24 protein-coding genes and 1 riboswitch are annotated in these 20,731 nt (G+C 72.2%); of the genes, 18 read left to right on the top strand and 6 right to left on the bottom strand.

Annotation, left to right across the window (positions count from 1 at the left end; translation table 11 throughout):
• Positions 1-48: 48 nt before the first annotated feature.
• The 12 genes from TPA0908_RS23495 to TPA0908_RS23440 all read left to right on the top strand — a co-directional run bounded on the left by TPA0908_RS23495 (position 49) and on the right by TPA0908_RS23440 (position 8,893).
• The gene (locus TPA0908_RS23495; RefSeq protein ID WP_281941325.1) at positions 49-684 is read left to right on the top strand and encodes a CDP-alcohol phosphatidyltransferase family protein; all 636 of its coding nucleotides are present in this window, start codon (positions 49-51) and stop codon (positions 682-684) included.
• Complete coding sequence (locus tag TPA0908_RS23490) at positions 681-1,631, top strand: DUF881 domain-containing protein (RefSeq protein ID WP_281941323.1); 951 nt, start codon at positions 681-683, stop codon at positions 1,629-1,631. The genes TPA0908_RS23495 and TPA0908_RS23490 overlap by 4 nt, the downstream gene beginning before the upstream one ends.
• The gene (locus tag TPA0908_RS23485; RefSeq protein ID WP_007071104.1) at positions 1,628-1,960 is read left to right on the top strand and encodes a small basic family protein; all 333 of its coding nucleotides are present in this window, start codon (positions 1,628-1,630) and stop codon (positions 1,958-1,960) included. Before TPA0908_RS23490 ends, TPA0908_RS23485 begins: the two co-directional genes overlap by 4 nt.
• A 10-nt stretch (positions 1,961-1,970) precedes the next feature.
• Positions 1,971-2,903: a DUF881 domain-containing protein gene (locus TPA0908_RS23480; protein ID WP_281941321.1), complete on the top strand. Its 933-nt coding sequence runs from the start codon at positions 1,971-1,973 to the stop codon at positions 2,901-2,903.
• Between the two features lie 55 nt (positions 2,904-2,958).
• Complete coding sequence (gene gcvH / locus TPA0908_RS23475; RefSeq protein WP_107157839.1) at positions 2,959-3,339, top strand: glycine cleavage system protein GcvH; 381 nt, start codon at positions 2,959-2,961, stop codon at positions 3,337-3,339.
• A 218-nt stretch (positions 3,340-3,557) separates the two neighbouring features.
• Positions 3,558-4,010: an oxoglutarate dehydrogenase inhibitor Odhl gene (odhI, locus tag TPA0908_RS23470; RefSeq protein ID WP_007071101.1), complete on the top strand. Its 453-nt coding sequence runs from the start codon at positions 3,558-3,560 to the stop codon at positions 4,008-4,010.
• 50 nt (positions 4,011-4,060) lie between these two features.
• A complete protein-coding gene (ftsR, locus tag TPA0908_RS23465) occupies positions 4,061-4,765 on the top strand; it encodes a transcriptional regulator FtsR (protein ID WP_281941316.1) in 705 nt (234 codons plus the stop codon).
• Between the two features lie 215 nt (positions 4,766-4,980).
• Positions 4,981-5,445, top strand: a complete 465-nt coding sequence (locus TPA0908_RS23460) for a bifunctional nuclease family protein (RefSeq protein ID WP_088647333.1) — start codon at positions 4,981-4,983, stop codon at positions 5,443-5,445.
• 210 nt (positions 5,446-5,655) lie between these two features.
• On the top strand, positions 5,656-6,246 hold the full coding sequence (locus tag TPA0908_RS23455) for a MerR family transcriptional regulator (protein ID WP_281941314.1): 591 nt from the start codon (positions 5,656-5,658) through the stop codon (positions 6,244-6,246).
• A gap of 382 nt (positions 6,247-6,628) precedes the next feature.
• On the top strand, positions 6,629-7,018 hold the full coding sequence (locus TPA0908_RS23450) for a group I truncated hemoglobin (protein WP_281941312.1): 390 nt from the start codon (positions 6,629-6,631) through the stop codon (positions 7,016-7,018).
• An 8-nt stretch (positions 7,019-7,026) separates the two neighbouring features.
• Positions 7,027-8,187, top strand: coding sequence for a globin domain-containing protein (locus tag TPA0908_RS23445; RefSeq protein ID WP_281941310.1), 1,161 nt, complete (start codon positions 7,027-7,029; stop codon positions 8,185-8,187).
• Positions 8,188-8,233: 46 nt separating this feature from the next.
• Positions 8,234-8,893, top strand: coding sequence for a DivIVA domain-containing protein (locus tag TPA0908_RS23440; RefSeq protein ID WP_281941308.1), 660 nt, complete (start codon positions 8,234-8,236; stop codon positions 8,891-8,893).
• A gap of 61 nt (positions 8,894-8,954) precedes the next feature.
• Here the strand turns inward: TPA0908_RS23440 and TPA0908_RS23435 are convergent, their stop codons facing one another.
• Positions 8,955-9,611 carry an NAD(P)H-binding protein gene (locus tag TPA0908_RS23435; RefSeq protein ID WP_281941306.1) on the bottom strand — a complete coding sequence of 219 codons (657 nt, stop codon included), beginning with the start codon at positions 9,609-9,611 and terminating at the stop codon, positions 8,955-8,957.
• A gap of 100 nt (positions 9,612-9,711) precedes the next feature.
• On the opposite strand from TPA0908_RS23435, the gene TPA0908_RS23430 reads away from it, so the two are divergent.
• Both TPA0908_RS23430 and gcvP read left to right on the top strand, forming a co-directional pair.
• A complete protein-coding gene (locus tag TPA0908_RS23430; RefSeq protein ID WP_281942674.1) occupies positions 9,712-10,605 on the top strand; it encodes an NAD-dependent protein deacetylase in 894 nt (297 codons plus the stop codon).
• Positions 10,606-10,662: 57 nt separating this feature from the next.
• A riboswitch (glycine riboswitch) is annotated at positions 10,663-10,753 on the top strand.
• Positions 10,754-10,826: 73 nt separating this feature from the next.
• Entirely contained in the window at positions 10,827-13,649 is a 2,823-nt protein-coding gene (gene gcvP, locus TPA0908_RS23425; RefSeq protein ID WP_281941304.1) for an aminomethyl-transferring glycine dehydrogenase, read from the top strand.
• A gap of 94 nt (positions 13,650-13,743) precedes the next feature.
• Here gcvP and TPA0908_RS23420 read toward each other — a convergent pair whose 3' ends face one another.
• Entirely contained in the window at positions 13,744-13,944 is a 201-nt protein-coding gene (locus TPA0908_RS23420; protein ID WP_107157847.1) for a DUF5999 family protein, read from the bottom strand.
• Positions 13,945-14,067: 123 nt separating this feature from the next.
• Here TPA0908_RS23420 and TPA0908_RS23415 point away from each other — a divergent pair, with 123 nt between their 5' ends.
• The gene (locus TPA0908_RS23415) at positions 14,068-15,255 is read left to right on the top strand and encodes a chorismate-binding protein (protein WP_281941300.1); all 1,188 of its coding nucleotides are present in this window, start codon (positions 14,068-14,070) and stop codon (positions 15,253-15,255) included.
• 18 nt (positions 15,256-15,273) lie between these two features.
• Here the strand turns inward: TPA0908_RS23415 and pip are convergent, their stop codons facing one another.
• Positions 15,274-16,221, bottom strand: a complete 948-nt coding sequence (gene pip / locus TPA0908_RS23410; protein ID WP_281941298.1) for a prolyl aminopeptidase — start codon at positions 16,219-16,221, stop codon at positions 15,274-15,276.
• Positions 16,222-16,272: 51 nt separating this feature from the next.
• Between pip and TPA0908_RS23405 the strand changes: the two genes are divergently transcribed.
• Positions 16,273-16,782, top strand: coding sequence for a MarR family winged helix-turn-helix transcriptional regulator (locus tag TPA0908_RS23405; RefSeq protein WP_281941296.1), 510 nt, complete (start codon positions 16,273-16,275; stop codon positions 16,780-16,782).
• Positions 16,783-16,792: 10 nt separating this feature from the next.
• Positions 16,793-17,302, top strand: coding sequence for a peptide deformylase (gene def / locus TPA0908_RS23400; RefSeq protein ID WP_281941294.1), 510 nt, complete (start codon positions 16,793-16,795; stop codon positions 17,300-17,302).
• 16 nt (positions 17,303-17,318) lie between these two features.
• Here def and TPA0908_RS23395 read toward each other — a convergent pair whose 3' ends face one another.
• Together TPA0908_RS23395 and TPA0908_RS23390 are read right to left on the bottom strand one after the other, a co-directional pair.
• Entirely contained in the window at positions 17,319-18,095 is a 777-nt protein-coding gene (locus TPA0908_RS23395) for a GNAT family N-acetyltransferase (protein ID WP_281941292.1), read from the bottom strand.
• Complete coding sequence (locus tag TPA0908_RS23390) at positions 18,095-18,871, bottom strand: sulfite exporter TauE/SafE family protein (RefSeq protein WP_281941290.1); 777 nt, start codon at positions 18,869-18,871, stop codon at positions 18,095-18,097. The genes TPA0908_RS23395 and TPA0908_RS23390 overlap by 1 nt, the downstream gene beginning before the upstream one ends.
• A 174-nt stretch (positions 18,872-19,045) precedes the next feature.
• Between TPA0908_RS23390 and TPA0908_RS23385 the strand changes: the two genes are divergently transcribed.
• Positions 19,046-19,825: an endonuclease/exonuclease/phosphatase family protein gene (locus TPA0908_RS23385; protein ID WP_281941288.1), complete on the top strand. Its 780-nt coding sequence runs from the start codon at positions 19,046-19,048 to the stop codon at positions 19,823-19,825.
• A 3-nt stretch (positions 19,826-19,828) separates the two neighbouring features.
• Here TPA0908_RS23385 and TPA0908_RS23380 read toward each other — a convergent pair whose 3' ends face one another.
• Positions 19,829-20,719: a bifunctional 5,10-methylenetetrahydrofolate dehydrogenase/5,10-methenyltetrahydrofolate cyclohydrolase gene (locus TPA0908_RS23380; protein WP_281941285.1), complete on the bottom strand. Its 891-nt coding sequence runs from the start codon at positions 20,717-20,719 to the stop codon at positions 19,829-19,831.
• Between the last annotated feature and the right edge of the window lie 12 nt (positions 20,720-20,731).

The following is a 20,731-nucleotide window of genomic DNA, read 5'->3' as shown; positions in this document are numbered from 1 at the left end:
GCGGCCGTTCGACGGCCGCCGGACCGTGCTGCGGAGGGAGGGTGAGGGGTGTCGCGTCGGCCGGCTCCAGCGGAGCACCCGGGGGACACGGCTACGGTCGCGGCGGACCGCGTCCTCACGTTGCCGAACCTGATCAGCTTCGTCCGGCTGCTGGGCGTGCCGCTGTTCCTCTATCTCTTCCTCGTGGTCCGCGCCGACGTGGTCGCCATCGTGGTGCTGGCGGTGGGCGGCACCAGCGACTGGGTGGACGGCTGGATCGCCCGGCGCCTGCAGCAGGTCAGCCGGTTGGGTGAGCTGCTGGACCCGCTTGCCGACCGGCTCTACATTCTCGCCACGCTGCTCGCCTTCACGGCCCGCGAGGTGGTCCCCTGGCAGTTCACCGCGGCGCTGTTGGCCCGGGAGCTGCTGCTGCTCGGCTCACTGGGGGTGCTGCGCCGGCACGGCTACGGCCCGCCGCCGGTGCACTACGTGGGCAAGACCGCGACGTTCCTGCTGCTGGCGGCGTTCCCGATCCTGCTGCTGGCCGACGCCGCGCCGGGCGCGGCCACCGTCGCCGGGGCGATCGGCTGGGGGCTGGCCTGGTGGGGGCTGGTCCTCTACTGGGCCGCCGGGGCGATGTACGTGGTGCAGGCGCGCCGGCTGGTCCGGGCGATGCGGGCCCGGCGCGCGGGGGTGTCGGCGTGACGGCGGCGCCGCCGCGGGACGGGGAACGCGACCCGTCGGCGCGGGTGTACGCGCCGGACTTCCTGACCGAGTTGTTCCGCAATCCGTTGGATCCGGGGTACGGGGACGCCGCGGCGCGGCGTGCGGTCGGTCCGGTGTCGCGGGTGCGGCAGGTGCTGGCCCGGCCGGTGAGTCTGGTGGTCCTGGCGGTGATCGGGTTCCTGTTCGCGGTGGCGTACCGGGAGACAATGGCGGAGGAGCCGAGCCGGGCGACGGCGCGGGCCGGGTTGATCGCGGAGATCAAGCAGCGGGAGGCGGAGACCGACCGGTTGACCCAGCGGGCGGAGCAGTTGCGCGTGGAGGTCGGTCGGCAGCGGGACGCGGCGTTGAGCGGCTCGCAGGCGTCCCGGTTGCGCAATCTTGAGGCGGGGACGGGCCTGGGGCGGGTGCGGGGCGACGGTGTGGTGGTGCGGTTGGTGGACGCGCCGCGTGACAAGGACGCGGTGACGGGTGCCGAGGCGGGTCCGTCGCAGGTGTTGTACTCGGATCTGCAGAAGGTCGCGAACGGTCTGTGGGCGGCGGGTGCGGAGGCGGTGTCGATCAACGGGCAGCGGCTGACGGCGACGTCGACGATCCGGCAGGCCGGGGAGGCGATCCTGGTGGACTACCGGCCGGTGACGAGTCCGTACGAGGTGCAGGCGATCGGGCCGGGGTCGATGCGGGACCGGTTCGACGACGGTCGGGCGGCGGCGTTGATGCGTGAGGTGGCGAAGACGACGGGGTTGTCGTTCGGGGTGAAGGAGGTCGACGGCCTCACCCTGCCGGCGGCTCCGGAGCCACGGCTACGCTACGCCGAGTCGCCGGCGAGTCCGGGCCCGGTGCCGTCGGGTTCGGGTGTCGTGGGCTCGTCCAGTCCCGGGCCGTCCGGCTCGGGTGTTTCTCCCAGTCCCTCCGGAGGTGGCCGATGATCGCGGTGCTGGCGTTGCTCGCCGGGGTGGTGCTGGGGGTGTATCTGGATCCCACGGTGCCGGCGGCGTTGCAGCCGTATCTGCCGATCGCGGTGGTGGCCGCGTTGGACGCGGTGTTCGGTGGGGTGCGGGCGAAGCTGGACCGGATCTTCGACGACAAGCAGTTCGTGGTGTCGTTCATCTCGAACGTGCTGGTGGCGGGTCTGATCGTGTACCTGGGTGACCAGCTGGGGGTGGGCGGTCAGTTGTCCACCGGTGTGGTGGTCGTGCTCGGGGTGCGCATTTTCGGGAATGTGGCGGCGATCCGCCGGCACCTGTTCCGGGCGTAGGTTGGTGGGGATGAGCGAGGAGCACAGGGAGACGGGTACGGGCTGGCCGTCGCCGGTGGGGCCGGGGCGGCCGTCGGGTCCGGCGGGTGAGCCGGATCCGCGTCCGGACGCGCCCGATCCGGACGAGTTGAGCCCGTTGGCGCCGGTGGAGCCCGTGGAGCCGTTGGCGCCGGGGGAGCGGGAGGACGTGCCGGCGCCGGCGGAGGAGCCGGGGGCCGCGGCGGCGCCGGATCGTGCGCCGGTGTCGCGGCGGTTGACGTCGGCGGGCGCGATGATCGCGGTGTTGCTGGCGTTGTTGGGCTTCACGCTTGTGGTGCAGTTGAAGACGACGTCGACGGATCCGACGCTCGCGGCGACGCGGGAGGAGGACCTGGTGCGGATCTCGTCGGATCTGGATTCGCGGGAGCGGCGGCTGCGGCAGGACATCGAGGCGTTGGAGGAGAGCCAGCGTCAGTTGCGCTCCGGTGAGCTGGGGCGGCAGGCGGCGTTGGAGGAGGCGACGCGGCGGGCGGACGAGCTGGGCATTCTGGCGGGGACGCTGCCGGCGGTGGGGCCGGGTCTTGAGGTGCGGTTCTCGGGGCCGGAGAAGGCGATGTCGTCGACGCGGATCCTGGACGCGGTGCAGGAGTTGCGGGGTGCGGGCGCGGAGGCGATGCAGATCCAGGGCGCGGACGGCACCGCGGTGCGGGTCATCGCGTCGACGTATTTCGTGGACGCGTCGGGTGGGGGTCTGGTGGTGGACGGGCGGCGGTTGAGTGGCCCGTACACGATCCTGGTGATCGGTGACCCGGCGACGATGCGTACGGCGTTGAACATTCCGGGCGGGGTGGTCTCATCGGTGCGGGACGCCGCCGGTAACGTGACGTCCGAGGATCGTGAGGTTGTGGAGGTTTCGCAGCTGCACGCGCCGATCAAGCTGGACCACGCCCGGCCGGTCTCCTGACCGGTCGCGGCCCGCGCCGGTTCGTCCGGTGCACCGATGACGAAGGACGCAGCTGGTGATTCCTGAGGATCTGCGGTACACCGCCGAGCACGAGTGGGTGGTCGGTGGTGACGGTGGTGTCGTCCGCGTCGGTATCACGCACTTCGCGCAGGATGCCCTGGGTGACATCGTGTTCGTGCAGCTGCCGGACTCCGGTGCGGTGGTGGCGGCCGGTGAGTCGCTGGGGGAGATCGAGTCGACGAAGAGCGTGTCGGAGATCTACGCGCCGTTGAGTGGCACGGTGTCGGCGCGCAACGAGGCGTTGACCGACACGCCGGAGGTGATCAACACGGATCCGTACGGTGCGGGTTGGTTGGTGGAGATCACTCCGGATGATCCGGCGGCGGTCGAGGGTCTGTTGACCGCTGACGCGTACCGCGAGCTCACCGAGAGCTGAGTTCGTGTCGTGCCGGGCGGGCGGGGTTGGTTCCGCGCGTCCGGTTGCCCTGCATTTCGGCGCTGGCTAGGCTCGCCCAGTCGACCGAGAACCAATTGTTTGAGCGTTGCGGAATGCGCCTTCCCGGGCATGGGGAGCCAGCCGCCGGGTGTGGGTTAGCCCGGCGGCCAGACCCGCCATTCCCCGACGCCGACCGAACAGATCCGTGAGGTGGTCCCATGACGCGGCCCGACGACGAGTTCCCCCCGCTCGACGTCACTTCGACGCTCAATCTCGGTTCGCTCGACGAAGTGCTGGAGGGGCCGGACACCGATGTGGTGCCGAGCCGCATGTCCGGTTCGTTGCCGCCGGGAATGGCGTTGCTGGTGGTTCGGCGGGGCCCGAATGCGGGTGCCCGGTTCCTGTTGGATCACGATGTGACGACGAGTGGTCGGCACCCGGACAGTGACATCTTCCTCGATGATGTGACGGTGTCGCGGCGGCACGCGGAGTTCCATCGGGACGGCGGCACGTTCACGGTGCGGGATGTGGGCAGCCTGAACGGCACGTATGTGAACCGTGAGCGGGTCGAGGCGGCGACGTTGAGCAACGGTGACGAGGTGCAGATCGGCAAGTTCCGGGTCGTGTTCATCGCTGGTCCGCGCCCGGAGGAGGAGGCCGGCCGGGGGTGAACGAGCCTGCGGCTTCGACGCCGTCCGGGGCGGGGCGGGCGCCTGCGCTGATGAGTATCGGCGAGGTGCTGGCGCAGTTGCGGGCGGAGTTTCCGGACGTGACGATCTCGAAGTTGCGGTTCCTGGAGGCCGAGGGCCTGGTGGAGCCGCAGCGGACGCCGGCGGGTTACCGGAAGTACGGCTGGGACGACGTGGCGCGGTTGCGGTTCGTGTTGTCCGCGCAGCGGGATCAGTATCTGCCGTTGCGGGTGATCCGGGATCAGTTGGCGCAGTGGGACGGCTCGGACGCGTCGCCGCCGGGGCGGGCGCGGCCGAATCTGGTGGCGGTCGGTCCGGGTGGTGTGGTGCCGGGTCGGGAGCCGCCGGAGCCGGTGGAGTCGCCGGAGGTGCGGCTGGGTCGGGCGGAGTTGATTGCCCGTAGCGGGGTCGACGAGTCGACGTTGGTCGAGTTGGAGCGGCTCGGTGTGCTGGTGTCGGATCCGCCGGGCTGGTACGACGGGGATGCGTTGATCATCGCGAGTGCGGTGGCGGGGTTGGCGGCGTACGGGTTCCAGCCGCGGCATCTGCGGGCGTACCGGTCGGCGGCGGATCGGGAGGTCGGTCTGTTCGCGCAGTTGGTGGCGCCGTTGGCGCGGCAGAGTGATCCGGCGGCGCGGGCGCGGGCGGCGGAGACGGCGCGGGAGTTGATGGCGTTGTCGCAGCAGTTGCACGCGGCGTTGGTGCGGGTGGGGCTGCGGTCGACGTTGGGTCGGTGAGGTTGTCGGTGGGGGTCGGGTGCCGGTGGGTGCCCGGCCCCTTTCGTCGTGGATGGGCGCGGAAAGATCGGCCGGGATGGGCGTGTCGTAGGCTTGCCGGGGTAAGCCCGTCTGTCGAGGCGTGGTGCACGTAGCGCGTGGGACTCTCGTGTCCTGGTCCGTGTACCGTGCAGGGAAGGGCGCGGTGCGCAGGTGACGACGACACGGAGGCGGCGGTGCGCGAGCTGAGCGTGGTCGGAGTTCGGGTGGAGTTGCCGAGCAACCAGCCGATCGTCCTGCTGCGGGAGGTCGAGGGGGACCGCTATCTGCCGATCTGGATCGGTGCGGTCGAGGCGACGGCCATTGCTTATGAGCAGCAGGGGGTCAAGCCGGCGCGGCCGTTGACGCATGATCTTCTGCGGGATGTGTTGGCGGCGTTGCAGGCGCCGTTGCGGGCGGTGGAGATCACCGAGTTGAAGGAGAACGTCTTCTACGCGGATCTGCTGCTGGGTGACGGGGTGCGGGTGTCGGCGCGGCCGAGTGACTCCATCGCGTTGGCGTTGCGGGTGGGTGCGCCGATTCGTTGTGCGGAGCAGGTCCTGAGTGAGGCGGGGATCGTGATTCCGGACGAGCAGGAGGACGAGGTGGAGAAGTTCCGGGAGTTCCTGGAGCAGGTGCGGCCGGAGGATTTCGCGGGCTGACTGGTGGCCGGCTGGGTGGCCGGGGTGCGCGGCGGTGGTTGTCACGGTGGTGGCGGCTGACCGCCGTGTGTGCTGTCGTGGATTGGTGGCGCGGCGTGTCGGGGTTCTCCTGCCGGTGTTGTCGGCTGTCCGGCGTTAGGGTTGCCGTGTCGAGGGGTGCGCGTACGGGGAAGTCGACGTGGCGCCGCACGGGCGGGGAGGTTGGTCCGGATGCACGAGCCGCGGGATCCTGGTCCGAGTTCGGAGCAGCAGGCGGGTGTGGGGCCCGAGTCGTTCGGTGACGGCGAGGTGGGTTATCGGGGTGTGACCGCGTGTTCGGCGGTGGGCATCAGTTACCGGCAGTTGGACTACTGGGCGCGGACGTCGCTGGTGGTGCCGAGTGTTCGGGACGCGTCGGGTTCGGGGACGTCCCGGTTGTATTCGTTCCGCGATCTGGTGGTGTTGAAGGTCGTGAAGCGGTTGTTGGACGCGGGGGTGTCGTTGCAGAACATCCGTCGGGCGATCGAGGCGTTGCGGTCGCGTGGGGTGGATGATCTGGCGGGCATCACGTTGATCTCCGATGGGACGACGGTGTACGAGTGCCGGTCGCCGGAGGAGGTGGTCGACCTGTTGCAGGGTGGCCAGGGCGTGTTCGGCATCGCGATCGGTGGGGCGTTCAAGGAGATCCAGGGTTCGTTGTCGCATCTGCCGGCGGAGCCGGCGGGTGGGTCGGGTCGGGAGGTTCCGGTGGAGCCGGAGCCGGAGGCGGATTCGGTGGGGGACGAGTTGGCGGCGCGTCGTGCGCGGCGTCGTGCCGGGTGATTCGTCGGCGTTTCGGTTTTGGGATCGCGTCGTGGCTTTTCGGCCCGGCGCGATCTTTTGTTTGGTGACGGTGGGTGAGCGGGTGGGGTGGGGTGGGGTGGTTTCGGTGGTGGGTGGGGTGTGCGCAGGTCGCGATGGGTAGTGGTGCGGTGTCCGAAAGAGACTGTGGGTTGCTCGGGTGGGGTCCCGGGGGCGTTTTGTTGACTGTCCGTAGTTGAGGGTTGTCGGGATGGGGTTGGGGCAGGCGTGAACGGTGGCGGTGGGCGCGCTATGGTCCGTCACTGTCGTCGACGCGTCGATGTCACGGTGCGTGTTGTCGCGTCGACTGGCGTTGTCCCTGCCGCGGCGTCGCCGCGGGGCCCCTTTGGCGGAAGGACCGAGCATGACGGTGACGAATGAGGCCACCCCGATCTCCCACTACGACCGCATCGGTGGTGCGGCGGCGGTGAAGGCGGCGGTGGAGCTGTTCTACGACCGGGTGTTGGCGGATCGGGAGTTGGCCGGCTACTTCGCCGACGTGGACATGGTGGCGCAGCGGCGGCATCTGGCGTTGATGTTGACGGTGGTGCTGGGTGGGCCGGACGAGTACGCGGGTCGGGGGTTGGCGGAGGCGCATCAGCCGTTGGGTATTCCGGGGGCGCACTACGCGCGGGTCGGTGAGCACCTGAGCGCGACGTTGGTGGAGTTGGGTGTGCCGGCGGAGGTGATCGCCGACGTGCAGGTGGTGTTGGGGCAGGTGCGGGATCAGATCGTGTCGGCGGGGAACGCCTGAGCGTGGACGTGGATCGGCTCAGGCAGAGCTGGTCGGTGGTCGCCGGGCACGGTGACCAGGTGCCGCTCTACTTCTATTCGACGTTGTTCCTGGCGCATCCGGAGACCCGGCAGATGTTCGGCACGAACATGGCGGGGCAGCGGGACCGGTTGGTGTCGGCGTTGGGGCACATCGTGTCGCACGTGGACCAGGTGGATCGGCTTGTTGGTTTCCTGCGGCAGCTGGGTGCGGATCACCGTAAGTTCGCGGTGCGTGCCGAGCATTACCCGGCGGTCGGTGAGGCGCTGGTGGAGACGCTGCGGCATTTCTGCGGTGACGGGTGGTCCGAGGAGCTGGCGGCCGACTGGGTGGCGGCGTACGGGTTGGTGTCGCGGGTGATGACGGAGGCCGCGCAGGCGGCGGAGGCGCATTCGCCGCCGTGGTGGGTGGCGGAGGTGTTGACCCACGAGCAGCGCACGTTCGACGTGGCGGTGTTGACGGTGCGGCCGCAGTATCTGTTGCCGTTCGTGCCGGGGCAGTCGATCGGGGTGTCGCATCCGGCGGTGCGGTCGTGGCGGTACTACTCGCCGGCGAACGCGCCGCGCGCGGACGGCACGGTGGAGTTGCACGTGCGGGCGGCGCCGGGTGGCGCGGTGTCGTCGCGGCTGGTGTACGGGTGCGCGGCGGGGGATCAGATCCATCTGGCGGCGCCGGTGGGGGACGGGTTGACGTTGCGGCTGGCCGGGTCGTCGGATCTGCTGCTGTTGGCCGGTGGGACCGGTTGGGCGCCGGTGAAGGCGTTGGTGGAGCAGGTCGCGGCGGAGGGGTCGGGCCGGCGGGTGGACCTGTATGTGGGGGCGCGGTCGAGGTCGGAGTTCTACGACAGCGAGGCGATCGACAAGGTGGCCGCGTCGTGTCCGTGGTTGCGGGTGTCGTACGTGGCGGGGTCGGATCCGGTGCGGCCGGGTGAGCCGGCGCGGATGGTGGACCGGGTGTTGGCCGACGGGGACTGGCGGTCGCGGCACGTGTACGTGTGCGGGTCCGACGAGATGGTGGGCCAGTCGGTGGCGGCGTTGACGGGGGCCGGTTACCGGCCGGGTCAGTTGCACCACGAGGGTTTCGGCAAGCAGTGGTACGGGCCGGCGTGGCGTGCCGTCACGGCCGCCGACGAGTCCGGGGTGGTCCGGTGAGTGAGCCGGTCCTGCGAGCCCCGCAGTCGCGAACGGAGGTGGTCCGATGAGTGCGACCCCGATCAGTGGTTACGACGCGCAGCAGGTGTCCGGGTCGGTGCAGGTGCGGTTGACCTCGGACCGGGTGCGGCGGTGGGAGTTCGGGTCGGCGGCGTTCACCAGGCGTGGCTATGAGCAGGCCGATGTGGACCGGTTCCGGGTGCAGGTGGCCGACGAGTTGGATCTGCTGGCTACCCAGGTGGCGAATCTGCGGGCGGAGAACGAGCGGCTCAACGATCATCTGGAGTTGCACCGGCACGGGGTGATTCCGAGCGCGGAGGCGCCGGTGCGGCCGGCGGCGAAGGAGGTGAATCTGCTGTCGGCGGCGCAGCGGGAGGCGGAGCAGATCATCGCGCAGGCTCACGACTATGCCCGTCGGGTCGCCGAGTACGCCCGGACGCAGTATGAGAGTTATCTGCGGGCGGCGGCGGAGGAGGCGAAGCAGGAGGCTGAGCGGGCGGTGGTGGAGTACCGCCGGGCCGCCGGTGGCGACGTGGACGATTCGGTGGCGACGCGGGAGGCGTTGCGGATCTTCGGCGAGATGATGATGTCGCACATGCGGGCGGCGGCCCGGCATCTCGACGACGGCAGTGAGCAGTTGGCGCGGACGATGGAGCGTCTCACGCGGGAGGCGCCGCAGCCGGCGTTGCCGCGTCACCAGCGGTGAGCGCCGGTCCGGCCCGCCGTGCGGGTGGGCCGGACCGGCGAGGCCGGCGGTGGGTGGTGGGTCAGCGGGTGAGCGCGTCGACGGCGTCGGCGACGGGGGTGTCGCCGGCGACGAGTTCGACGGTGTGCCCGGCGGTGCCGGGGGTCTCCAGCAGCGCCAGGAGGACGCGGGCGACGTCGGCGCGGCTGATCGCGCCGGGTGGGACGTGTCGGGCGAGGGTGATCCGGCCGCCGGGTTCGTCGTCGGTGAGCCGGCCGGGCCGTAGCACGGTGACGTCGAGGTCGCGGCCGGTGACGTCGTCCTCGGCGGCTTTCTTGGCCCGCAGGTAGGCCGCCCACACGTCGTCGGTGCCGGGGGCGGGCGCGTCGTCGACGCCCATCGAGGAGACGAGCAGGTAGCGGCGGACGCCGGCGTGGACGGCGGCGTCGGCGAGCAGCACGGCGGCGCCGCGGTCGACGGTGTCCTTGCGGTCGGCGCCGCTGCCGGGGCCGGCGCCGGCAGCGAACACCACCGCGTCCGCGTCGGCGAGGTGCCGGGCGAGCGTGTCGGCGTCGGTGTGTTCCAGGTCGCACACGACCGGTTCGGCGCCGGCGGCGCGCAGCGCGGCGGCGTGGTCGGGGTTGCGGATCAGTCCGACCGGGGTGTCGCCGCGTCCGGCGAGGTCCCGTTCGAGCAGCTTGGCGATCTTTCCGTGGCCTCCGGCGATGACGACGCGCATGTGCTCAACGTAGCCCGCCGGTGGTCGTCGTGCCGGGCGACCAGCGTCGTTGATCATGAGGTTGGCGGTGGGTGGCGCGTCGGATCGTGCCGCCAATCTCATGATCGGCCCTGGCGGGGTGGGCGGGCGGGGGTGCGCGAGGCAGCATGGTGGGGTGAGTGATGCGTTCGAGGGGTTGGCGCGGCTGCTGGCCGGCGGGGGTGTGGTGGTGCTCAGCGGCGCCGGCCTGTCCACCGAGTCGGGCATCCCGGACTATCGGGGGCCCAGCGGCGCGGCGCGGCGGCACACCCCGATGACCTACCAGGCGTTCACCCGGGACCCGCAGGCGCGGCGACGCTACTGGGCGCGCAGCCATCTCGGGTGGCGGACCATCGCGCGGGCGGCGCCCAACGACGGGCACCGGGCGGTGGCCCGGTTGCAGCACGCGGGGCTGCTCGACGGCATCGTCACGCAGAACGTCGACGGGTTGCACACCGCTGCCGGCGCGACCGGGGTGATCGAGTTGCACGGCCGGCTCGACGAGGTGACGTGTCTGGACTGCGGCAACCTGACCGGCCGTGACGAGCTGCACCGGCGGTTGACCGAGGCGAACCCGGGGTTCGACGCGCGGGTGGCGCACGTGAACCCCGACGGTGACGTGGAGCTGCCGGACGAGGCGGTGGCCGGGTTCCGGGTCGTCGACTGCGGGGTGTGCGGCGGGGGCATGCTGAAACCGGATGTGGTGTTCTTCGGCGAGACGGTGCCGGCGCCGCGGGTGGCGGACTGTTTCGCGTTGGTGGAGGGGGCCCGGGCGGTGCTGGTGCTGGGGTCGTCGTTGACGGTGATGTCGGGGCGGCGGTTCGTGTTGCGGGCGGCGAAGCGCGGCATTCCGGTGGCGATCGTCAACCAGGGCGTCACCCGCGGCGACGGGTATGCGGCGGTGCGGCTGGACGCGCCGCTGGGCGCCACGTTGACCGCGTTGGCCGCCGGGTTCGCCGAGCCGGCGCCGGTGTGATCACACCCTGGGACATGAGCGGGAAACACGGCCGCTGGTAGCGTGGGGGGTGCCGGTACCACCCACGTGGGAGAGACCGTCGACCCGACGGCGCCGAAGGGGCAGATTCTCCCCGGAACCTCTCAGGCAAAAGGACCACGTGGGCAGGCGCTGTGGAGCGCGTCAGCGTGACTCAGGGGGAGGCCGACCCGTCGACCTCGCCCCCACAAGGAGCGCCGCGCATGACCGCTGAGCAGTTCGCCGATCGGCACATCGGCCCCGGCCCGGACGACGAGCGCCGCATGTTGGAGGCCGTCGGCTACGGCTCCGTGGACGAGCTGATGGACGCCGCGATTCCCGAGGTGATCCGCTGGCACGGGACGCTGGACCTGCCGGCGCCGGCCTCGGAGCGGGAGGCCCTGGCCGAGTTGCGGGCGCTCGCGGCTCGCAACACGGTGGCCGTGTCGATGATCGGCCTGGGTTACCACGGCACGCACACTCCGGCGGTGATCCGCCGCAACGTGCTGGAGAATCCGGCCTGGTACACCGCGTACACGCCGTATCAGCCGGAGATCAGCCAGGGTCGGCTGGAGGCGTTGCTGAACTTCCAGACGATGGTCACGGACCTGACCGGGTTGGCCACCGCGAACGCGTCGATGCTCGACGAGGGCACCGCCGCGGCGGAGGCGATGACGCTCGCGCGCCGCGCGTCGAAGAGCAAGAGCCCGGTGTACGTGGTCGACGCCGACGCGTTGCCGCAGACCGTCGCGGTGATCGCCAGTCGCGCCGAGCCGCTCGGTATCGAGGTGCGGGTCGTCGACGTCGACGTCGAGGAGTTGCCGGCGGAGTTCTTCGGCCTGCACCTGCAGTACCCGGGCGCGTCGGGGGCGGTCCGGGACCACGCCCCGCTGGTCGAGGCGGCGCATGCGGTGGGCGCGTTGGTGACCGTCGCGGCGGACCTGTTGGCGTTGGTGTTGCTGCGCCCGCCCGGGGAGATCGGCGCGGACATCGCCGCCGGCACCACCCAGCGGTTCGGGGTGCCGATGGGGTTCGGTGGGCCGCACGCCGGCTACCTGGCGGTGCGCGCCGGTCTGGAGCGGATGTTGCCGGGCCGTCTCGTCGGGGTGTCGCGTGACGCCGACGGCAGTGCCGCCTACCGGTTGGCGTTGCAGACCCGTGAGCAGCACATCCGGCGGGAGAAGGCGACCAGCAACATCTGCACCGCGCAGGTGCTGCTGGCGGTGATGGCCGGCATGTACGCGGTCTATCACGGCCCGGACGGGTTGCGGGCGATCGCCCGGCGTACCCGTGCGGCGGCGGCGCGGTTGGCGGCCGGGCTGCGTGCCGGCGGTGTCGATGTCGCGGACGTGGCGTTCTTCGACACGGTCACCGTGACGGTGCCGGGTCGGGCCGCGCAGGTGGTGGCCGCGGCGGCGGCGCGCAACGTGAACCTGCGGCTGGTGGACGCCGACCGGGTCGGGGTGTCCTGCGACGAGACGACCACCGACGCGCACCTGCGGGCGGTGTGGGCGGCGTTCGGCGTCGACGGTGTCGACGGTGACGTGGAGGTGGCGCTGCCCGACGGGTTGGCCCGCACCGGTGACGTGCTCACCCATCCGGTGTTCCGCAGCCACCACTCGGAGACGGCGATGCTGCGGTACCTGCGGCGGCTGGCTGATTTCGACTACGCCCTGGACCGGGGCATGATCCCGTTGGGGTCGTGCACGATGAAGCTGAACGCCACCACGGAGATGGAGCCGGTCACCTGGCCGGAGTTCGCGCACCTGCACCCGTTCGCGCCGGACGCGCAGACCGCCGGCTACCGGGAGTTGATCGCCCAGTTGGAGGGTTGGCTGGCGGAGGTGACCGGCTACGACGCGGTCAGCGTGCAGCCCAACGCCGGGTCGCAGGGGGAGCTGGCCGGGTTGCTGGCGATCCGCGCGTACCACCGGGACCGGGGTGAGGGGCACCGGGACGTGTGTCTGATCCCGTCGTCGGCGCACGGCACGAACGCCGCGTCGGCGGTGATGGCCGGCATGCGGGTGGTCGTGGTGGGCTGCGACGCCGACGGCAACGTCGACCTCGTCGACCTCGACGCGAAGATCGACAAGCATCGGGACGCCCTCGCGGCGATCATGGTGACGTACCCGTCGACGCACGGCGTGTACGAGACGGGCATCGCCCAGTTGTGCGCGAAGGTCCACGACGCCGGCGGTCAGGTGTACGTCGACGGGGCGAACCTCAACGCGCTTGTCGGGTTCGCCAAGCCGGGGCGCTTCGGCGCGGACGTGTCGCACCTGAACCTGCACAAGACGTTCTGCATTCCGCACGGCGGCGGCGGGCCGGGGGTGGGTCCGGTGGCGGTGCGGGCGCACCTGGCGCCGTTTCTGCCCGGTGACCCGGTGGGCGCGCCCGTCGACGGCCGGCCGGCGATCTCCGCGGCCCGGTACGGGTCGGCGGGGATCCTGCCGATCCCGTGGGCGTACCTGCGGATGATGGGCGCCGACGGGTTGGCGCGGGCCACCGCGGTGGCGGTGCTCGCGGCGAACTACGTGGCGGTGCGGCTGCGGGAGCACTTCCCGGTGCTGTACGCCGGCAACAAGGGCCTGGTGGCGCACGAGTGCATCCTGGACCTGCGGCCGTTGACGAAGGCGACCGGGGTGAGCGTCGACGACGTCGCGAAGCGGCTGATCGACTACGGTTTCCACGCGCCGACGATGTCGTTCCCGGTGGCGGGCACGTTGATGGTGGAGCCGACCGAGAGTGAGGACCTGGCCGAGCTGGACCGGTTCTGCGACGCGATGATCGCCATTCGCGCCGAGATCGACCAGGTGGGGTCCGGGCAGTGGCCGGCGGGCGACAGTCCGCTGTCGAACGCGCCGCACACCGCGGCGATGGTGTCCGGCGACGAGTGGCCGCACCCGTACCCGCGGTCGGTGGGCGCCTATCCGGGGGCGGTGGACCGGGCGGGGAAGTACTGGCCGCCGGTGCGGCGCGTGGACGGCGCGTACGGGGACCGGAACCTGGTCTGTTCGTGTCCCGCGCCGGAGGCGTTCGAGGACTGAGGGCGTGCACGCCGGGGCGGTGGTGGATCGCCGCCCCGGCCGGCGCGCCGACGGGCTTCGTCGGCGCGTACGCTCACTGACGCTGTGTGATTGCTCAGGCGACGAGGGCGTGGCGGGCCGGTCCCCGGTGCGGGGCGATGGTCCGCCCGTCGGGGAGCAGCTCACCGGTGTCCTCGAAGATGATGACGCCGTTGCAGAGCAGGCTCCAGCCCTGCTCAGGAAAGCAGGCGAGGACGCGGGCGGCCTCGCGGTCGGTCGCGTCGGCGGAGGGGCAGGTGGGCTGGTGCTGACACATCGGGTTCTCCGGACTGTGGGGGCACTGTGTCATGGTTCACATGACCAGTGACGCACAGTACCAAGCTCAACCGCGCAACACCGAGCAAGGTCGCGGCTTGTTCACCCAGAATCGGCTGAACGGATGAGGCGGAACGGTCCAGACGGTGTGGAAGCGCTCCCACACGTGCCGGTCGCGGTGCCCGGCGCGCCACCCGGCTGCCGGTCCCGGCTGGTCGAGACCGCCCGGTTGCAGTGGCGCCTCGGCGACGGCGGCGACCCCACCGACCTCGCGCAACGCTTCCTCACCGCGTACGGCGTCGACGTCGACGACCTGTCGCGGCCCGGCCGGCACACCGCCGACGGGCCGTGCGGGGCGGCGCTGTTCCTGTCCGCCGCCGCCGGCGCGTACGCCGTCGGCGCGCCGACCGGCGCGCCCACGCCCCTGCCGGCGCTGCCCGACCTGGTCGTGGTCGTCTACCACCACGGCGACCGCCCGCACCGGCCACCGTCGCCGACCGGCTGGCGGCTGGGGGACTGGCGCGACAGTTGGACGCCGGACGCGCACGCCACCGCCGTCGAGTCGGTCCGCGCCGCCATCGCCCGCGGCGACGTCTACCAGGTCAACCTCGTCGGGCACGCCGCCGCCGACTACACCGGCGACCCGCGCCCGGCGCTGCGCCGCCTCGCCGCGCTGCCCGGCGCCCGCTACGGCGGCGCCCTCACCGGGCCCGGCTGGGCGCTGGGCTGCGCCTCCCCGGAGACACTCGTCGCGACCGAACACGGCCGGCTGGTCACCCGCCCGATCAAGGGCACCCGCGCGGCCACCGCCGCCGGCCGCCGCGACCTGCTCGCCTCCGCCAAGGAACGCGCCGAACACATCATGATCGTCGACCTGGAACGCAACGACCTGGCCCGGGTGGCCCGCACCGGCTCCGTCCGGGTCGACGAGCTGTTCGCCGTACGCCGCTGGTGCGACCTGTGGCAGGCCGAGTCGACGGTCTCCGCGGCGCCCGCCGACGGCCTGGGCCTGGCCGACCTGCTGCGCGCGGTCTGCCCCGGCGGGTCGGTCACCGGCGCGCCGAAGCACGCCGCGCTCGCCGAGGTGGCCGCGCGGGAGCCGGTCGGACGCGGCGCCGGCATGGGCGCGTTGGGCTGGGTCGGGCCGGACCGGCTCGACCTGGGCCTGACCATCCGCACCGCCGCCGCCGACGCCCACCGGCTGCACCTGTGGGCCGGCGGCGGCATCACCTGGGACAGCGACCCCGCCGCCGAGGTCGCCGAGGCCGCCGCGAAAGCCGCCCCGGTACGCGCGCTGCTGGCCGCCGGCTGACCCGCCCGGCCGCGGGCCTCAGGCGGCGGCGAACGCGTCCAGGGCGGCCACCACCCGCTCACCGACGCCGTGGCCGCGGCCGTGCCCGCCGGACTCGACGATCTCCATCCGGGCGTCCGGCCAGTCCCGGGTCAACCGCCACGCGATGTCCGGCGGGCCACTGACGTCCAGGCGGCCCTGCACGAGCACCCCGGGGATGCCGGCGAGCCGGCCGGCGTCGCGCAGCAACTGACCGTCCGGCACGAACCCCAGGTTCGCGAAGTGGTGGGTGACCAGCCGGGTGAACCCGTACCGGAACACCGGGTCGGCGTAGCGCAGGCTGGGCGCGTACCCGCCGGCGAGGGAGACGTGCACGTCCTCCCAGTCGCACCAGTCGCGCGCCGCCCGCTCCCGCACCGCCGGGTCGGGGTCGTTGACCAGTCGGGCGTACGCGGCGGCCAGGTCGCCGTCCCGCTCGGCCTCGGGCACCCCGTCGCGGAACCGCGCCCACTCCTGCGGGAACACCCGGCCCATGTCCCGGGTCACCCACTCGATCTCGCGGCGGGTGTTGGCCACCACGCTGAACAGCACCAGCGCGGTGACCCGCCCCGGATGCGCCTGCGCGTACGCCAACGACAGCGCCGAGCCCCACGACGCGCCGCACAGCAGCCACCGCGGCACGCCCAGGTGCACGCGCAGCGCCTCCATGTCGGCCACCAGGTGGCCGGTGGTGTTCACCGACAGGTCGGTCCCCGGATCGGCGGCCGACGGGGTGCTGCGCCCGCAGCCGCGCTGGTCGAACAGCACGACCCGGTAGGCGGCCGGGTCGAACAACTGCCGCCACGACGCGTCGGCGCCCGAGCCGGGACCGCCGTGCACCACCAGCGCCGGCCGGCCGGCCGGGTTGCCGCAGGTCTCCCAGTAGACGCGCTGGCCGTCACCGACGTCCAGGTGCCCCGACGCGTACGGCTCGATCGGCGGATACATGCCCCAGGTCCTCCCCGCACCGAAAACAACAGCGCTGTTACATTAGCGGACGTGACCGCCCCCCACCGCGACGCCCTCGGCACCCTGCTGCGCCACGTCCTGGAACTGCTCGACGGCGACGTCGCCGCCGTCCACGACCGACTCGGCCTCACCGACTACCGGCCCCGCTACTCACCCCTGGTCCGCGCCCTGGTCACCGACGGACCACTACCCATCCGCGACCTCGCCGCCCGCGTCGGCGTCACCCACTCCGCCGCCAGCCAGACCGTCGCCGGCATGCGCCGCGCCGGCCTGGTCACCCTCACCCCCGGCACCGACGCCCGCCACCGCATCGTCACCCTCACCGACCGCGCCCACACGCTGCTGCCCGCCGTCGAAGCCGAATGGGCCGCCACCACCGCCGCCATGCGCCACCTCGACACCGAACTGCCCGTACCCCTCGCCGACGAGCTGTACGCCGTGCTCACCGCCCTACGCCACCGCCCACTACGCGACCGCATCGCCGACACCGGCCTGCTCCCACCGGCGGGTGGCACCCCCGCACCGGTAAGCAACGGATAGCCTTCCGGGCATGACCATGCGCCCGATCCGGATCATCGGCGACCCCGTCCTGCGCACCCCCAGCGAACCCGTCACCACCTTCGACACCGAACTACGCGCCCTCGTCGCCGACCTGATGGACACCCTGCTCGGCGCCCCCGGCCGCGCCGGCGTCGCCGCCCCCCAGATCGGCGTCAACACCCAGGTCTTCGTCTACGACGCCGACGGCCACCGCGGCCACCTCGTCAACCCCACCCTGGAACTGTCCGAGGAACTCCAGGACGACGACGAGGGCTGCCTGTCCATCCCCGGCCTCTACTTCCCGACCCCCCGCGCGCTGCACGCCACCGCCCACGGCTACGACCAGCACGGCGAACCCCTCACCATCACCGGCAGCGGCTTCCTCGCCCGCGCCCTGCAACACGAAACCGACCACCTACGCGGCCGCCTCTACGTCGACACCCTGCGCGGCGACACCCGCCGCCACGCACTCCGGGAGATCCGCGCCGGCCGCTTCGACTCACCCAGCCGAGGCCGCTGACACCCCAGCGCCCCCGTCAGCCGGGCAACCGGGTCAACGCGCACTCGGTGAACCCGGCCACCCGGGTGAATCCCAACCGCTCGTACAACCGCACCGCCGCGACGTTGTCCACCCGCACGTTCAACGTCACATGATCCACCGACGCCCGCAGCCGCGCGCACAACGCCGCCACCACACCCGCCCCCAGACCACGCCCCCGCACCTCCGGATGCGTCGTCACATTCCCCACCGCCGCCACCCGCCACCGCGGCGAGAACACGTGCACCCCCGCCACCGCCACCAACCGGCCACCCGCACGCACCCCCACGTACTGACCGGTGTCCACCATCCGCGCGTCGAACCAGTTCCCCGGATACGCCACCGCGTACAACTCCCGCAACAACGGCAGATCCGCCCGCCCCAACGGCTCACCCACCGCCGGCACCGCCGCCAACCGCCCCGGCTCCGTCAACGCCATCCGCACATGCGCCGCCGCGTCCGACACCGCGTACCACCGCGCCACCGTCGCCTCCAGACCAGGGGACAGGTGCGCCCACAACCGCGCCGGCAACACCGGCGCCGCCGCCACCAGCAACCCCGACAACGCCGCCACCCGATCCGGCGCTGCGAACGCCAACAACGTCGGCAACTCCACCCCGTGGTACAGCAACACCACCTCGTCACCCGACCGGAACCACGACGTGTACGGCCAGAAGAAATCGTCCAGATCACCCAACTGGTAGGCGTGCAACACCGGATCCCGACCCAACAACCCGGCCAGCACCGCCCGGTCGTGCTCCGCCCGCACCACCATCACCGCACCGCCACCCACTGGTCGTAACCCAACCGCGCCACCAACGCCAACACCACCACCAACAACACCACCCGCACGAACCCCGCACCCCGCCGCAACGCCATCCGCGCGCCCACCACCGCCCCGGCCACGTTGCACACCGCCATCGCCGCCCCCAACAACCACCACACGTGCCCCGTCACCCCGAACACCACCAACGCCCCCAGATTCGTACCCGCGTTCACCACCTTCGCCATCGCCGACGCGTGCACGAAATCCGCACCCACCAACGCCGTGAACGCCAACACCAGGAACGTGCCCGTACCCGGACCGATCAACCCGTCGTACAACGCCACCCCCAACCCCGCCACCACCACCGCCACCACCACCCGCCGCCGGGTCCGCCGCGACGGCGACGCCACCACCCCCAACCGCGGCCGGGTCAGCACGAACACCGCCACCACCACCAACACCACCAACACCACCGGCCGGTACGCCCCCGCCGGCACCGCCCCCGCCAACGCCGCCCCCAACCCCGCCGTCACCACCGCCAACCCCGCCGCCGGACCCGCCACCACCCAGTCCAGCCTCGTCCGCCGCGCATACGTCACCGCCGCCGTCGACGTCCCGAAGATCGCCGCCAACTTGTTCGTCCCCAACGCCGTCGCCACCGGCACCCCCGGCGCCGCCAGCAACAACGCCGGCAACAACAGCAACCCGCCACCACCCACCACCGCGTCCACCCAACCGGCCAACGCCGCAGCGGCCAGCAACGTCACCAACGACCCGGCATCCACGGCCGCATTCTGCCCACCCCGCCACCACCCGCGAGCACCCCTGTGGCCAGCCTCACCGCCCCCGACGACGCCGCACCCACAACCCGACCGACGCCACCGCCACGAACACCAGCACCGAACAACACAACAGCTTCACCATCCGACCAGCCTGCCACCACCACGTAGGGTGTGCAGGTGCGCCTGGCCACCTTCAACCTGCTGCACGGCCGCTCCCTCACCGACGGGCTCGTCGACCCCGACCGACTCGCCGCCGCCGTCACCGCCCTCGACGCCGACGTGCTCGCCCTCCAGGAAGTCGACCGCGACCAGACCCGCAGCGGCAAACTCGACCTCACCGCCCTCGCCGCCCACGCCCTGCACGCCGACCACCACCGCTTCGCCGCCGCCGTCGTCGGCACCCCCGGCGAACACTTCCGCCCCCTCACCCACGACGACGACGGCCACGGCGAACCCCTCTACGGCGTCGGCCTCATCAGCCGCCACCCCGTCCGCTCCTGGAAGGTCACCCGCCTACCCGCCGCACCCGTCCGCTCACCCATCTACATCCCCGGCCCCCGCGGCGGACTCGTCCTGCTCCGCGACGAACCCCGCGTCGTCCTCGCCGCCCTCCTCGACACCCCCCACGGCCCACTCACCGTCGCCGCCACCCACCTGTCCTTCGTCCCCGGCTGGAACATGTGGCAACTACGCCGCGTCGTGCGCGCCCTGCGCGCGCTGCCCGCCCCGCGCATCCTGCTCGGCGACCTCAACCTCCCCGCCGGCCCCGCCGCCGCGCTGTCACGCTGGCGCCCCCTGGGCCGACTCCCCACCTACCCGGCCGGACAACCCCGCGTCCAACTCGACCACATCCTCGCCGACCCCCACCACCTCGACCGGCTCCCACCCGTCACCGCCGTCGACACCCCACCCTCCACCGTCTCCGACCACCGCCCCCTCATCGTCGACCTCGGCTGACCCTCACACCACGCCGGTCAGCCGCTGGGCCGCCCGCACCGCGTTACGGAACAACATCGCCACCGTCGTCGGACCCACCCCACCCACCCGCGGCGTGATCGCACCCGCCACCCGCGCACACGACTCGTCCACATCCGGCAACAACCGCCGCCCCTCATACCGCACCCCACCACCGACCACCACCGCGCCCGGACGCACATGCTCCGGCCGCACGATCCCCGGCACCCCCGCCGCCGCCACCAGAATCTCCGCCCGCCGCGTGTACCGAGGCCAGTCCGCCACCCCCGTGTGCACCACCGTCACCGCCGCGTTCGCCGTCGGCCGCTTCTGCGCCAACAACATCGCCAACGGCCGACCCAACGTCGCACCCCGACCCAGCACCACCACCTCCCGGCCCGACACCGGCACCTGGTGAAACGCCAACAACGCCTCGATCCCCGCCGGCGTACACGGCAACGGCCCCGGCAACCCCAACGCCAACCGACCCATGTTCACCGGGTGCATGCCGTCGACGTCCTTGTCCGGATCCACCACGGCGAGGGCCCGGTCGTAGTCCAGACCCCCCGGGATCGGATGCTGCACCAGCACCCCGTGCACCGCCGAGTCGGCGTTGAAATCCGCCACCACCGCGTGCAGATCCGCCTGCGACGCCGACGCCGGCAGATGCACGTGCGGCGACGCGAACCCCAACGCCGCCGCCTGCCGCTGCTTGATCCGGATGTAACCCGCGCTCGCGTCGTCGTCACCCACCAGCACCGTCGCCAACGCCGGCGTCACCCCCACCGCACGCAGGTCCGCCACCGACGCGGCGACCTCACCCAACACCCGCTCCGCCACCGGCCCACCCGGCAACAACCGCGCCGACGAACCCGCAACCACCGAAGAAGAAGACATGCGACACCTCGC

This window comes from Micromonospora sp. AKA38 (genome assembly GCF_027925725.1).
GTDB lineage: Bacteria > Actinomycetota > Actinomycetes > Mycobacteriales > Micromonosporaceae > Micromonospora.
Note: the sequence above shows the minus strand (reverse complement) of the source record. Positions and strands in the feature narration are given on the sequence as shown.

Excerpts from the sequence above, each read along its gene's own strand:
- TPA0908_RS23485 (WP_007071104.1), top strand. The coding sequence starts at position 1,628 with ATGATCGCGGTGCTGGCGTTGCTCGCCGGGGTGGTGCTGGGGGTGTAT.
- TPA0908_RS23480 (WP_281941321.1), top strand. The coding sequence starts at position 1,971 with ATGAGCGAGGAGCACAGGGAGACGGGTACGGGCTGGCCGTCGCCGGTG.
- odhI (WP_007071101.1), top strand. The coding sequence starts at position 3,558 with ATGACGCGGCCCGACGACGAGTTCCCCCCGCTCGACGTCACTTCGACG.
- ftsR (WP_281941316.1), top strand. The coding sequence starts at position 4,061 with ATGAGTATCGGCGAGGTGCTGGCGCAGTTGCGGGCGGAGTTTCCGGAC.
- TPA0908_RS23455 (WP_281941314.1), top strand. The coding sequence starts at position 5,656 with ATGCACGAGCCGCGGGATCCTGGTCCGAGTTCGGAGCAGCAGGCGGGT.
- TPA0908_RS23450 (WP_281941312.1), top strand. The coding sequence starts at position 6,629 with ATGACGGTGACGAATGAGGCCACCCCGATCTCCCACTACGACCGCATC.
- TPA0908_RS23440 (WP_281941308.1), top strand. The coding sequence starts at position 8,234 with ATGAGTGCGACCCCGATCAGTGGTTACGACGCGCAGCAGGTGTCCGGG.
- TPA0908_RS23435 (WP_281941306.1), bottom strand. The coding sequence starts at position 9,611 with ATGCGCGTCGTCATCGCCGGAGGCCACGGAAAGATCGCCAAGCTGCTC.
- TPA0908_RS23430 (WP_281942674.1), top strand. The coding sequence starts at position 9,712 with ATGATCGGCCCTGGCGGGGTGGGCGGGCGGGGGTGCGCGAGGCAGCAT.
- gcvP (WP_281941304.1), top strand. The coding sequence starts at position 10,827 with ATGACCGCTGAGCAGTTCGCCGATCGGCACATCGGCCCCGGCCCGGAC.
- TPA0908_RS23420 (WP_107157847.1), bottom strand. The coding sequence starts at position 13,944 with ATGTGTCAGCACCAGCCCACCTGCCCCTCCGCCGACGCGACCGACCGC.
- TPA0908_RS23415 (WP_281941300.1), top strand. The coding sequence starts at position 14,068 with ATGAGGCGGAACGGTCCAGACGGTGTGGAAGCGCTCCCACACGTGCCG.
- pip (WP_281941298.1), bottom strand. The coding sequence starts at position 16,221 with ATGTATCCGCCGATCGAGCCGTACGCGTCGGGGCACCTGGACGTCGGT.
- def (WP_281941294.1), top strand. The coding sequence starts at position 16,793 with ATGACCATGCGCCCGATCCGGATCATCGGCGACCCCGTCCTGCGCACC.
- TPA0908_RS23395 (WP_281941292.1), bottom strand. The coding sequence starts at position 18,095 with ATGGTGGTGCGGGCGGAGCACGACCGGGCGGTGCTGGCCGGGTTGTTG.
- TPA0908_RS23380 (WP_281941285.1), bottom strand. The coding sequence starts at position 20,719 with ATGTCTTCTTCTTCGGTGGTTGCGGGTTCGTCGGCGCGGTTGTTGCCG.